Origin of the sequence: Streptomyces sp. CB00455 (assembly GCF_001905445.1) — a bacterium.
Taxonomy (GTDB): domain Bacteria; phylum Actinomycetota; class Actinomycetes; order Streptomycetales; family Streptomycetaceae; genus Streptomyces.
In genome coordinates, this window is record NZ_LIVQ01000015.1 from 1 (window position 1) to 12,976 (window position 12,976).

The 12,976-nt window shown below is 69.9% G+C and carries 11 protein-coding genes and 2 pseudogenes; 8 read left to right on the top strand and 5 right to left on the bottom strand.

Translation table 11 applies throughout. The features are described from left to right. Positions 1–37 precede the first annotated feature (37 nt). Positions 38–1,503 (bottom strand): annotated as a pseudogene (locus tag AMK16_RS33105) (NF041680 family putative transposase). Between the two features lie 155 nt (positions 1,504–1,658). Beyond that, a complete protein-coding gene (locus AMK16_RS33110; protein ID WP_073921086.1) occupies positions 1,659–2,249 on the bottom strand; it encodes an SMI1/KNR4 family protein in 591 nt (196 codons plus the stop codon). 324 nt (positions 2,250–2,573) lie between these two features. Between AMK16_RS33110 and AMK16_RS33115 the strand changes: the two genes are divergently transcribed. Next, on the top strand, positions 2,574–3,101 hold the full coding sequence (locus AMK16_RS33115; RefSeq protein WP_143196927.1) for a hypothetical protein: 528 nt from the start codon (positions 2,574–2,576) through the stop codon (positions 3,099–3,101). Positions 3,102–3,275: 174 nt separating this feature from the next. Here the strand turns inward: AMK16_RS33115 and AMK16_RS33120 are convergent, their stop codons facing one another. Both AMK16_RS33120 and AMK16_RS33125 read right to left on the bottom strand, forming a co-directional pair. Then, a complete protein-coding gene (locus AMK16_RS33120) occupies positions 3,276–3,968 on the bottom strand; it encodes a transferase (protein ID WP_073921050.1) in 693 nt (230 codons plus the stop codon). 34 nt (positions 3,969–4,002) lie between these two features. Continuing rightward, positions 4,003–5,055 carry an NAD-dependent epimerase/dehydratase family protein gene (locus tag AMK16_RS33125; protein ID WP_079191898.1) on the bottom strand — a complete coding sequence of 351 codons (1,053 nt, stop codon included), beginning with the start codon at positions 5,053–5,055 and terminating at the stop codon, positions 4,003–4,005. A 249-nt stretch (positions 5,056–5,304) separates the two neighbouring features. Here AMK16_RS33125 and AMK16_RS33130 point away from each other — a divergent pair. From AMK16_RS33130 to AMK16_RS33140, 4 genes and pseudogenes are all read left to right on the top strand, one after another. Next, positions 5,305–6,662: pseudogene (locus AMK16_RS33130) on the top strand (tetratricopeptide repeat protein). Between the two features lie 17 nt (positions 6,663–6,679). After that, positions 6,680–7,549, top strand: a complete 870-nt coding sequence (locus AMK16_RS33135) for a glycosyltransferase family 2 protein (protein WP_073921052.1) — start codon at positions 6,680–6,682, stop codon at positions 7,547–7,549. 59 nt (positions 7,550–7,608) lie between these two features. Continuing rightward, on the top strand, positions 7,609–7,731 hold the full coding sequence (locus AMK16_RS38240) for a hypothetical protein (protein WP_274535400.1): 123 nt from the start codon (positions 7,609–7,611) through the stop codon (positions 7,729–7,731). A 494-nt stretch (positions 7,732–8,225) separates the two neighbouring features. Continuing rightward, on the top strand, positions 8,226–9,218 hold the full coding sequence (locus AMK16_RS33140; protein ID WP_073921053.1) for a hypothetical protein: 993 nt from the start codon (positions 8,226–8,228) through the stop codon (positions 9,216–9,218). Between the two features lie 123 nt (positions 9,219–9,341). Here the strand turns inward: AMK16_RS33140 and AMK16_RS33145 are convergent, their stop codons facing one another. Beyond that, positions 9,342–9,764, bottom strand: a complete 423-nt coding sequence (locus AMK16_RS33145) for a MerR family transcriptional regulator (protein ID WP_107417313.1) — start codon at positions 9,762–9,764, stop codon at positions 9,342–9,344. A gap of 55 nt (positions 9,765–9,819) precedes the next feature. On the opposite strand from AMK16_RS33145, the gene AMK16_RS33150 reads away from it, so the two are divergent. The 3 genes from AMK16_RS33150 (at position 9,820) to AMK16_RS33160 (ending at position 12,941) form a co-directional block, all read left to right on the top strand. After that, positions 9,820–10,791 (top strand): oxidoreductase, encoded by a 972-nt coding sequence (locus tag AMK16_RS33150; protein WP_073921055.1) that lies wholly within the window; start codon positions 9,820–9,822, stop codon positions 10,789–10,791. A 449-nt stretch (positions 10,792–11,240) separates the two neighbouring features. After that, positions 11,241–12,050, top strand: coding sequence for a replication-relaxation family protein (locus AMK16_RS33155; RefSeq protein WP_073921056.1), 810 nt, complete (start codon positions 11,241–11,243; stop codon positions 12,048–12,050). 411 nt (positions 12,051–12,461) lie between these two features. Continuing rightward, positions 12,462–12,941 (top strand): hypothetical protein, encoded by a 480-nt coding sequence (locus AMK16_RS33160; protein WP_073921057.1) that lies wholly within the window; start codon positions 12,462–12,464, stop codon positions 12,939–12,941. Positions 12,942–12,976 lie beyond the last annotated feature (35 nt).

Here is a 12,976-nt window from a genome sequence, read left to right on the forward strand (position 1 = left end):
ACAACGGGACGAAACGACCTCTTAGCTTGTTCTTTATCTACCAAGATCTTCCTGGCTTGCCGATGGCCTTGAGGGTCTCGGGGCGTTTGACGGTCTTGCCGACGTCGTAGCGGGGTGCCCGGTGTTTGTTCTTGGCGCCGGGTGGCCGTCCGGGGCCAGCGCCTCGGGGTTTGGGAACACGGGCCGGGCAGGCGAGGTGAGCGCGGATGTTCCTGAACCCCCGGCGGACCCGGGCCGGAGTGAGCCGGTCGGAGGTGGTGGGTTTCTCCCAGGGCCGACGGAGGTCCGCGGCGAGCGGCCGGGCGAGCCGGAGCTGGGTGTGAGCGACGATCAGGATCCAGGTCCAGCGGTCCGCCGCCTCGGGAGTACGGAGTTTCGGGGTGGTCCATCCGAGGGTCTGCTTCGCGAAGCGGAAGGTGTGCTCCAGATCAAAGCGGCGGAGAAATGCCTGCCAGAAGCGGTCCACATCGTCCGGGGTGGCGCCGGTCTTCGAGGACCATAACCACACCGGCGGGGCATCCCGGTCCTTCGATAGATGCTCGACCTTCAAGCGCATCAACGTCCCCTCGACCAAGGGAAGTTCACCGTCGTGGTCGAGCCAGGAGGAGCGGTGGGTGAGCCTTGGGTGGACCCGGTCCCACGCCTGGGTTTCGGCCTTGCCGTAGTTGGTGGTGTCCGTGATCGTGGTGATCGCGGGTTCGGGCCAGGTCTCCGGCTTGGTGAAGCGGAATTCCGGGCCGTGCTTGGGCGGCCGGCCGTTGACGCCGTGCATCCGCGGTTGTTTCGGCAGACGCATCACGCGGTCGGAGCGGACCCGGCCGACCAGCTCGACTGGCAGGTCACGCAGGACCCATGCCAGGCGGGTGACGTCGTAGCCGGCGTCGCTGACGATCACGATATGCGGGTCCCCGGTCTGCCACTGGCCCGCGGCGATGAGCCTCTCGACGACACCCCTAACTGGGCGGCGGTGATCGCGGTCGCGTCGTCCGCAGGGCCGAGCCGCACCACGTCCAGGATCGCGGTCCAGGACGTGGCACCCGGCTCCAGGACGGCGACGAAGGAGTAGGGCCAGCCCGGAATGAACTGCGAGGCCGTCTTCGCGCGGCCGTAGACATGGCAGAACAGCCGATCGGCCGAGCACGGTGCGTCGGAGCGAAGCCACGGCGACACATCGACCGCCAGGACCAGGCGCCCGCCGTCGAAACGCGGCAGCGACAGCCCGGCCAGCACCGCCCGCAGCCGGCCGAAGTCGATCCGGCCCTGGTTCAAGCCGCCGTACATCGCTCCGTGCCCACGCCGGTGCTCGGGCAACAGCGTCAAGTCCACCGGGGACTTCACCGCACCGTCCGCACACAGCACCGCGTCTGCCAGCTCGAACAACTCGTCGCGCCGAGCGGTCAGACACTCGTAGAACTCTCCCCGGAAGCGTGACGCTTCCGCGAACGCTTCCCTCCGGACAGCATCTGGCAGCAGACTCACCCTCACGGCCTTCGTCGTGGTCATGTGCACCTTGGTCGGAGCACAGGATCAGACGAAGGCCGCCCCCATGTCCGGCGAATGCCCAGGTGAGCGACCTAGTGCGAGACGTCGTTCGATGCCGGATGCCACATCGATCCAAACATGCCAATGCGAGTACGACCCACCGGACTCGACAACGCTCACCAGGCGATCTCTCCGTCCTCGTCTACGGAGGGATGGGCGACGGAGTCAAGCCAGTCGGTCCGATCGTGGTGTTCCATGGCCTCGGCCACCTCGTGGAGCCAGGTTCCAAGGCTCGGCCACCCCAGGAAGTAGGCATAGTCGGCGTGCGGGGCACGACCGAGATGGTCATGCCACAACCCCGGGCCCGCGTCGATGAAGTGCTCGTCGCCATCGCCGCCGGCGAAGGGGACCCACTGCGTTCCCCACCACGGAGCCTCCTGCTCGTCTGGGTCGTCCTCGCCCTCCCAGATCTTCATGCGCCTCTGTCTCACGTCGGCGATTGCATCCGTGGAGTACAGCGGGCCGCACGGCAATATGCCGAGATAGGACGAATCCCCGTCGTGACACAGCAGGGACGCGCGCAGGTCGTTGGGAAGACGTACGCCCAACGCGACTTCGAGCTGGTCGACGGCATGTGGCGAAGCCGGAGGAGCAAGCTCTGCGAGTCGAGCGGGCGCATGCCGGGCCAGCCATGTGTCGATGCGCTGCCACGAGGTGGCAACAGGTGGAATCACCGGCGTGATGCCGATCAGAGGCGGCTCAATCATGAGCTGAAGCATCTCACCCGGGTTCAGCAGCAGGCTGAGAGGTGCAGGTTAGGGGCACTTCTCATGCGCTTGGGCGGGCTGGAAGATAAAGAACAAGCTCCTTACGTTGTTGGTGGGTCGATTCCGCTCACTCGTAGGATCGGAAGGCCCTGGGGCACTGGGTGTGGCTGTCAAGCTCATGCCGCACGTGTGGCTTCTACTGATTGGCCGCCCGGTGCCCCGCGACGACTCGGCCACTGATTGGGATGCGCGCGGAGATCGCTTGGTAAGGACACGCTGGCGAGGTCGTCTGCTGGGACCAGTACCGGAACTTCGGAGGTGAGCGTGCCCGAACTCTGGGCCGGAACGGACGCGGGCAAAGCCGAGCATCACTGCACGGTTATCGACACCGAGGGCAAGCGGAGGAAGATCACAACCAACGCCTTGTCCATCCTGACCGCCGTGATCATGCTGCGGGAGGTTCAGGTTCCCGACGGCGTCACCGACACCCTCCGAGCCGCCCTCGCCGAGGAGCGTGACAGGTGGCATCGGCAGGTCGGTGAGGCGACCCGTCACTTCACCGACCGCGCGCAGGAGTTCATCTTCACCTTCCGCGGTCCCATCGGAGTCCTGTGGATGCGCTACTGCGGGACCGCCCGCATGGTCTGGATCTCCGACCGGACCGAGGAGACGAGGCTGCGGCACCTCCTGGAGATCACGGAGCACTTCCACACCCTGTTCTTCGGCAGCCGATGGCGCCTGCGTTCACGCGTACGGGCGATGGGAGAGCTGCAACGCCTGATGAGCGTGATCGAGGAAGAAGGCCGGCCGCCATTGCCCCAGAGCCGCACGGCACCCGCCGTCGAGGTGTGACAGGCGCCCCTACGGATCGGACTCCCGAACAGGAGCGCCAGCCGCCACGGCTACGCTGCTCCGCGCTGAACGCGCAACGCAGAGCCCGGCACAGGCTACAGGCGTGGAGCTGTCCACCGCTGCGGGTCAGCCTGGCCATGCGGGCTGCCCGCTTGCGGAGTTCTGCCGGGGCGGTCAGATGCGGCGGGGTTCGATGACTACCTCGGGTGAGGAAGACCGCACTACGCTGGCGGCAGGGACGACGGTGCTGCCCATGCAGACGCTGGCCGCAATGGCCGAGTGGCGGCCCACGGCGATGCCGGGGCCGAGGGTGATCATGCTGCCGGTCTGGACCTGGTCGCCGATCAGGCTTCCGAACTGGGACGTGGTGCACCGGTAGGGCGGTTCGTCGCCGGAACCGTGAAGGACGATCTCCTTGACGGGTACGCGCATGTCGTAGTTCCACAGGCTGATCGCCGCGATGACGAGGTTCGCGGACAGGTGGGCGTCGGCCCCGATGATGGAATGGCCGATGCCCACCTGGTGGCCGAGAACGGCGTTCTCCCCGACGAAGGAGTGGGTGACCTCGCATCCGAAGCCGACCGAGACGCCGGCGGCGAGGACGGAGCGCTTGCGGACCGTCGAGAATTCGTGAACACGGACACCGGAGCCGATGATCACGTCTTCGCCGATGATCGCGGTGGGGTGGATCCGTGCGGTGGGGTGGATCCGCTCGGGCACAACCTGAAGGGCGTCGTCGTGGAGGCTGTCCCAGCGGGTGAGGAAGTCGGACAGCTCGAACTCGCTGATCTTCGCGTAGCCGGTGGCGTCCAGGCCGGACGCTGAAGGGCTGCGGACGTAGTCACCGATACGGATGGTCTCGGGCACCTGCTTGCTCCTGGGCGTCGTCGGGTCGGGAGGTTCACGCGGCTTCGGCGGCGTCACGGCGCAGGAAGTCAGGTAGGGCCGCGGGGGTGTTGTCGAGCCAGGCGACGTAGCGGGCCACGCCTTCGGCCACCGTGATCCGGGGCTCCCACTCCAGGGCGGCGGTCATGCGGGCCGTGCCGGCCGTCCCGCCGAGCGGGTCACCCTCAGGCAGCGGCCGGTCCTGGAACTCGGCATCGCGGTAGTGGTTGCGGATGAGCTGGGCCACGTCCGCGATGGAGGTGGCCTGGCCGGTGCCGACGTTCAGGGTCTGCCGGTCGGCGCCGGGGGCGAGCATGGCCATGATGGTGGCGTCGGCGATGTCTTCGACGTGGACGAAGTCGCGGACCTGCCGGCCGCCGCCGTTCAGGTGCAGGGGAAGGCCGAGCTTCGCGCGCATCGCCATCCAGGCGACCACCCAGGAGTGCGAGCCCTCCTTGACGGTCTGGGGCTCGCCGTAGACGGAGAAGTACCGGACCGAGGTGTGGGAGACGTTGGCCTTGCCCAGCACCAGCGCGGTCTGTGCCTCGCCCCACGCCTTCGTGTTCGCGTAGACGGAGAGCGGGGCCAGGGGCTGGTCCTCGTGCCAGGTCTGCACGTTGCGGCGCTTGGGGTCGCCGTTGCCGTAGACGGCCGCCGAGGAGACGAACACGAAGCGGTGCACGCGCGCGTTGCAGCGGCTGACGGCGTCCAGGAGGACCTGGGTTCCGGTGACGTTGGTCTGGATCGCGGCCATGGGGTTTCGGGTGCAGGCGGCCACGTCGGCGACGGCGGCGGCATGGATGACGTAGTCGGCTTCCCGGACGACGTGGTCCATCAGGGTCGCGTCGGCGATGTCGCCCACGATGGTGTCGCGGTCGGTGGTGCGCACACCGAACAGGTCGCTGTAGACGGTGGCGGGGTAAGCGTCGAGCTTGCCCACGGCGATCACGCGGGCCCCCGCTGCGCGAAGGCGGACGGTGATGCGGGAGCCGACCAGGCCCCCGCCCCCGGTGACCACCACGGTTGAGCCGGCGAGGGCGGCGGACAGGTCAGCGTCGGTCAGCGGCACGGCGGTTTCTCCTCGGACTCGGCGGGATGGCATAGGGGAGCGGGGAGGTTGCGACCGGGCCGGCTTGGGACCGCCTCCCCGCCACCCGGCAGGCACCGCCCGGGGCAGGGGTGGGCTCCATCGGAAGGAGCGGTGAAACGGCCCCGGGCGGCGTGATGAACAGTGAACTCGCCTGGGTCAAAGCTGAGTACGGTGGAGACGGAGGGAACCCGTTCAACCCGTTCAAGATCGCTTGCGAGGGGGCCGACGTTGGCAGGAGACCGGACGCCGAACAGCGCGTTAGCGGACGTGATCACCGAGTCCGGGGCCACGTACTACGCGCTGGCCAGGGAGATCCGCTCTGTGGCGGCCGAGGCCGGCCAGCGATTGAGTACCGGGCCGTCGGCCGTCGCCTACTGGGTCGCCGGGGGTACACCGTCCGGCCAGACGCCGTTCTACATCGCCGAGGCTCTGACGAGACGGACCAAGCGACGGGTGACGGTTGCCGAGATCGGTCTAGGCTGCGAAGGCGGCGGGGCCATGGAAGCAGATCCACTGGCCGCCATCGCCGATCTCGGGAGATCCGTCATGCAACGTCGCCGCGACTTCCTCGGCGCCGCGTTCACCGCCGCCGCCGTCGGTCTGCCGCTGGCCTACGACCACGAAGCGGTCGCCGCGACGCTCCGAGCGGCCGAGACCGGCGGCAGCGTCGGCCCCACCGAGGTGACCACGGTCCGGCAGCTGACCGAGATGTTCCGCAGCGTGGACGAACGCATGGGCGGCGGCCACGGCCTGACCACCGTCACCGCCTTCTGACCGACACCGTCGCACCGATGCTGACCGCCCGGTTCCCCTCCGCCACGGTCCGGTCCGAGGCGTTCGGGGCTGCGGCCCAGCTGGCTTGCCTGGTCGGCTGGAAACACCACGACCTCGGCCGGGAGGGCGCCGCCCAGCGGTACTACCTGCTGGGCTACCAGCTCGCCTGTGAGGCCGACCCGAACGGCCACGCAGCGTGGATGATGCGGGCACTGACCCATCAAGCCCTCGACCTGGGCCACCCCGGCTCATGTCCCGAGCTTGCAGAGGCGGCCCTGGGCAGGGCCGTGGGGAAGGTCGACCGGCAGACCGAGGCCCTGCTGTTGGTGACGTGCGCCAGGGCGTACGGGGCCGGCGGCCAGAGCGCCAAGGCCGCACGGGCGCTTCTGGCCGCCGAGGACGCCGTGACGGACACCCGGGACCCGGTCACCGCCTACGCCGCCGCCTCAGGGCCGGTGGCGGCCACGGTCGCCTCGCACATGGGCAAGACCCTGACCGCGATGAAGGACCACACCGCCGCCGAACGGCACTACCGCCGGGCCCTGGCAGGCCGAACCCCGGGCACGTACCAGCTCAAGCACGGGCTGACCATGGCCAACCTCGGGCGATCGGTGGCCGGGCAGAACCGGCACGAGGAAGCCGTGGGCCTGTGGACCAGGTCCCTGGACTTCATGGGCGGTGTGGTCTCCGACCGCAACCGGCAGGCAGTCAGGGAAATCCAGGCGGCGGCCGCCCGGTACCGCCAGCGCGGTGTGGCAGGCGCGGCGAGCCTGAACCAGCGCGCCACCGAACTGCTCACCAACCAGGCGTGAAAGGAACGAACACCAGAATGCCGAAGATCGGGGTTGTGGTCCTGACCATGGGCGACCGGCCCGCAGAACTGGGGGCCCTGCTGGCCTCGGTGGCCGCTCAGGAAGGCGATCCGGCGACCGTCGTGGTCCTCGGCCAGGGTGTGAAGCTCCCGCCCCTCCCGGACGGCGTGGACGGCGTGGAGCTGGCGGAGAACCTGGGGATCCCCGGCGGGCGGAACGCCGGCGTGGCCTGGCTGCGCGAGCGCGGCGGCGTGGACGTCGTCGTGGTCCTGGACGACGACGGCCTGTTGCCCCGCACCGACACCTTCCGCCTGATCCGCGAAGCGTTCGCCAGCAGGCCACGCTTGGGCATCGCGGGCTTCCGCATCGCGGACGAGACCGGGGAGAGCCAGCGCAGGCACATCCCCCGTCTGGGTGGCAAGAACCCGCTGGTATCCGGGCCGGTGACCACGTTCCTAGGCGGCGGCCACGCCATCCGCATGACCGTGATCGACCAGGTAGGCGACTTCCCCACCCAGTTCTTCTACGCCCACGAGGAGACCGACTTCGCCTGGCGGGCGCTGGACGCCGGCTGGGAGATCGACTACCGGGCGGACATGGTGCTCCAGCACCCGCGCACCGAGGCGTCCCGACACGCGGTGTACTACCGCAACACCGGCCGGAACCGGGTCTGGCTGGCCAAGCGGCACCTGCCCGCCGTCCTGGTCCCGGTCTACCTCGCGACGTGGGCCGCGTACACGCTCGCGCAGCGACCCCCGCTGTCGGGCCTGGCCTCCTGGTGGGCTGGCTTCTTCGAAGGCGTACGAGTGCCGTGCCCGCCGAGGCGGCCCATGCGGTGGCGGACCGTGTGGCGGATGACCAGGCTGGGCCGACCCCCGGTCATCTGACGCCCCGATATGGGTTCGCTTTGCTGGCTGCTGCCCAGCCCGGAGCTTCGGGTGACAGCATGAAGGCCATCGTGCAGGCGGTGGTCTCGGGCTTGCTGGTGCAGCTCGGACACACGGTCACAGAACCGTCCAAGGACAGTGACCTGCTTGTTCTCGCCGAGGGTCATGGGGCCGAAGAGTAGGTCAAGCCGCTCGTTGTAACGCCCTCGGAGTGTTGGGCGACCGGGCTGTAGTCGGGGTCCGTGAGGGGTGATGCCGTCAAGATCCGCTGCATGGTGACCGGCCGTTCTGCTTCACTTTCGCCCATGACCGACACCCGTGAGGCCCTCGACCGCGCCTCCGCGCCGACGGCCGCGCGTTGGTCGAGGAGTACGTCGTTCCCGAGCCGACCCGGGCACCTTCACCGCCCTGGCCGGCCCCTCGGCGGGGGAGCTGCCGCTGTGCTGCGAGGGCACGCTGGAGTAGCCACGCGCGAGATCCCGTTCGGCGGACGCCCGACGGTGCCGCGAGTGCCGGTGTCGTGCGGGGCGTCGAGGGCTGCCGGCCGTCCCGGATTCGGGTCGATGACGGCCTGACACCGCGGTCTCCCGACGGCTTACGGGTGACCCGATTCGTCGGACAAACCTGTCGGTGGACGGGCAAGCTGTTCGCCGACGGAGGAGACGAGGAGGTCAGGGTGATCGAGACGATCGTCGCGGTGGTGGGGGCGGTCAGCACCCTGGCGGGTGTCGGAATCGGTGTCGCGGGCTACCGCAGCCAGGCTGCGCTGCTCCGCCTGCAGGCGGCACAGCTCCAGCGGCAGACCGAGGACGCCGAACGGGCCCAGCGCCTCGCGGAGGCGGCCGAGCGGCGGGCCCAGGCGGCGGAGCGCCGCGCCGTCGAGGCCGGCCAGCAGCGGGTCGCGCAGGAGGAGAACGCCGACCGGGCCCGGGAGCGTCGGCTCCTCCTCGCCCACGCCCGGCACTTCACCGTCGAGGCGGAGCGCAACGCGGTGCGGGTCGGCTACCGGGGCCGGTTCCCCGTGACGGACGTCCGGGTTTACTGGCGGGGGACCGACATCACCCCGGGTGGCCTAGGCCTGGGCCTGTCCGTCCCGTCGGACCTCGCGCCGTACGACCCCCGGGCCGGGATCCTGGTGGCTCCGGTGCCGGGGCTGCCGGACGGGACCAGGCCCGCCTTCGCGGACATCCACGTGGACTTCACCGACGTGCACGACCGGCGCTGGCGCCGTCGCGGGAACGGCGCGCTGCTCCTGCGCGGCGGCAACGGCGAGTGGGACCCGGCGCCCACCTCCTGGCTGGAGGACGATCCGGCTCAGCCCTGGGACCCCCGTTCCGTCGGACACCAGCCACAGGGCTGGCCGCAGCGGCAGCTGCCACCGCTGCCGTGGCCGGCGGCGGTGCCCGGCCTGCCGGAGCCGGGCACAGCCCCGATCACCGGGCTGCCCGACGGCCGGCCACGCCCGACGTATGGCGACACCCCCCTCTCGTCCGACCGCCTGCTGCGCGCGCAGCCGAAGACGAAGGCGAGCAGACCGGCGGAGCGCCAGGGCCAGTGGTACACGGCCCAACCCGTCGCTCCGGAGCACCCACGGCCCCCCATGCTGCCCGTCCTCGCCGTCCTTGGGATCGGACTCGGTGTCATCTGCCTGCTGTTCCTGGCGTTCTAGGCAGATCGATAGCTGTTGCGGGTCATGACGTTGTTGACGCTCCCGGCAGGGCATATCCGTGCAGCTGCGGTGTGCCGGGGCTCGTCGCTCTATGGCTGGCGCACCGCACCCGAGGAGGTGGCTTCAGGTAGTCGGGGCCCAGAGTCCGTCGGCTGCACCGCGGGCGAGGTGCTGGGCGTAGACGGCGACCTTCCAGGTGATGACGGATCGGCACTCCTCCAGCGCCTGGATCTGTGCGTCGACGCGCTGTCGATGGGTGTCGAGCAGGTGCAGGCGTTCCGCTTCGTTGCCCGGTCCGTGGCGTACCAGTTCGGCGAAGTGCTTGAGGTCGGCGAGCGGCATGCCGGATTCGCGGAGTTTGACGCAGATCAGCAGCCATTCGACGTCGACGGGGGTGTAGCGCCGTCGGCCGCCCGATGTGCGCTGGACGGGTCCGACGAGCAGGCCCTCGCGCTCGTAGAAGCGCAGCGCGTGCACGCTCAGTCCGGTGCGCTCGGCCACCTCGCCGATGCTCAGCGACTGCGCGGCAGCCTCGCTGGTCGTCATCCCGCTCACCCCTTGGCTTGATCTAGACCTCGCTCTAGATCGTAGCGTCCGCAGCATGACCATCACTGATCAGCAGTCGCTCGGCTCGACCTTCTCTGCCTCCACCACCGCCGAGGACATCGTGGCCAGCCACGATCTCTCCCGAAAGACGGCTGTGGTGACAGGGGGTTATTCCGGGCTCGGCCTGGCCACCACGCTGGCGCTGACGGCCGCCGGAGCCCGGGTCATCGTTCCTGCCCGTCGCCCCGACGCTGCCCGTGCCGCTCTGCAGGAGTTGAAGAACTGCGAGGTCATCCCCATGGACCTGGCCGACCTCGCCAGTGTCCGCTCAGCCGCCGCGCGCCTGAGCGACCGGCTCGACCGGATCGATGTCCTGATGGCCATCGCCGGCGTCATGGCCACCCCAGAGCGGCGTGTCGGGCCCGGCTGGGAAGGCCAGCTCACCGCCAACCACTTCGGGCACTTCACCCTCGCCTGCGAGCTCTATCCCCTCCTGGCCGCCGCGGACGGCGCGCGCGTCGTCGTCAACAGCTCCGCCGGACACACCCTGACCGGCATCCGCTGGCACGACCCGCACTTCCGTACCGGCTACGACAAGTGGCTGGCCTACGGCCAGGCCAAGACCGCCAACGCCCTGTTCGCCGTGCACCTAGACGCCATCGGGCAAGGCGACGGCGTCCGGGCCTTCGCCCTTCACCCCGGCAAAATCATCACCGGCCTCCAGCGCGAGATGGCCTTGAAGGAACAGATCGACCGCGGCTGGGTGGACGAGCACGGCAATGTCATCGGCGAGGGCTTCAAGACCCCCTCCCAGGGCGCCGCCACCGGCCTGTGGGCCGCCACCTCCCCACTCCTCGATAACCGGGGCGGCCTCTACCTGGAGGACTGCGACATCGCGCGCGTCTCTGCCCCCGGCACCCCCATGGACGACGGCGGCGTCCGCGCCTACGCCATCGATCCCGACGAGGCCGCCCGGCTCTGGTCGACGTCTCTCGCCGCCACCGGCGCCACGCCGATCACCCGATGAAGCCGCGCTCTGCATCTGCCCGTGCTGCCCGCCGCTGCGGCGGGCAGCACGGTGCGGACCGTCCCCGGGCCGATCACGGCCGCGCCGGGCAGAGACCTCCGGCATTCCGCCGTCTGAGGCCAAGGGATAAAGGGATCTAGCTGCCCGGAGTCCCACGCCCGCCCGCGTGAGGAGCCTGAACGATGACGTACGCCAGCAGCGCCCGGCAGCCCGAGCCGGAGCCGGGCCAGACCTGGTCAAGGGGTGCCGAGAGCCCCGCAGACGGTCCGGAAGCCGGTGTCGCGTCCAGTGCCGTGAACGATTCCAACGTCGTGCCCATCACCGCAGCTCACACCAGCCGTCAGGGGGCTCCCCGGCACGCTGACACCTCTCTCCCTAACCCTGAGACAGCAGCGAAGGGGAAGAAGTCCACTCCAACGGCAGGGAAGGTACAGGCCGATGCTCTGAGGATGCTGGGGTGCGTACGGATAGCCACGGTTCGGCAGATGGCTCAGGTGATCACGGGGGAAGAGTCGGACGGCCGGTCGTACGTGCGCAGGGCGATGGTGGAACTGGAGAAGCTCGGGCTGGCGGAGACGAACGGCAAGGACGGCAAGCACCGGATCTGGAACCTCACCCCGGCAGGGCAGAAGGCTCTGGCCGACGGCAACGAACTACCGGCACGCCCGAAGGCCGGCACCGGAGCGAAGGCTGTCCGAGCCGGGCTTGGCCCGCACGGTCTCGCGGTGACCGACACGATCCTCGCCTACACCGACACCGTCCTGCGCGGTCGCCGGGAGTACCTGACCGACTGGCAGGTGGAGGTCAACCACGCCATCAAGCAGACCGGCCTGTCCTTCAACACCGACGCCGTCCTCGCCGTGCCGACCAAGACCAGCGAGGTCCGCCTCTTCGAACTCGACAACGGGTCGATGAGTCGGGCCCGCCTCGCGAAGGAGGTCTGGGACTACAAGCGCTACGCCGGGCACCGCGTCTGGGAAGGAGCCCGCGGCACCATCGGCGGGACGTACCCGTTCTGGCAGCGCCACCGCTACACCCGCTCCAAGACCTTCCCGCGGCTGCACGTCGTCCTGGCGGGCAAGGCCGAGCACCTCCTCGACAACCGCCTCCAGGCGCTCACCGCCGACGTGAAGGGCATCACCATCGCGGTGTGGGCGAACACCCTGCCCCGGCTCCAGGGCGGCGAGCCCTGGTACGAGATCGGCGTGGACGACCCGCACCAGCGCCGCGCCCGCTACCCCGAAGCGGTCGGCCGCTGACTGGTGCTGGGCAAGCCCAAGGGGAGCCTGGGCAAGCCACCCGCGAGTGCGGCTTGCCTACCCTGCCCGGAGGCACTGCGGGCAGGCGGCATCGGTCACGGCCACCCCGGTCTTCCCGGCGAGGGGCTGGCTGACCGATGACGGGTGACCGATGACCGGTCACCGTCTCGGCTGGGGGTTGCATGGACCGGTCACGGCGCTGACGTGCTGGTTGACCGATCGCGGGAGGCGGATCGGTCACAGCTGGCCTGCCGATCGGTCACGGCCCTGGCTGGGCAAGCCCTCGGCTCGGAGGGCTTGCCCAGTGTCCGGATCACGTGGCGGGACGGCTCCCGAGGTCGTGGCGTCACTGTCTGGGACGCGGAGGCCCGGAGCCGGCCGACGCCTCCTCGCCGGTCGTAGACCGGAGTCATGAGACGAAACAAGCAAGAGATCCCGGCCGTGCTCGGGCAGAGCGATGCGGGCGACATGTGGCTGGCTCTGGCGCGCCTTCACGCGGCTCACCGTGACCCGGTCGGCCGCCTCGTGCCGTTCGAGCGGCCGGAGGCGCTGTTGTCCCTCACCGAGCCGGACGGCGTCCTGTTCACCGCGCGGGTGGAGCTGTCCGGGATGGAGACGATGGGCCACCTCCACGACCTCATCCGCACGGTCACCCACGGCGTCACCGCGGAACTGGGCTACGCCGAGCCCGGAGTCGCGCTGGAGGTCATGGTGGGCAAGCGCCACGAACTCGCCCTGCACCCGGCCCACGTCCACGGCCTCACCCGGCTCCTGCGCCAGGCCGGCGACACCATCGGGGCCCGCAGCACGCCCGGGGGCGGCCGGTGCTTCCACTGCGACGGGACCGGCCGTGCCCGCCCGTTGTGGGAGTCGGCAGCCGGGCAAGCCTGACGCGCCCCTGGGCAAGCCCTCCGCGAGGGCGGCTT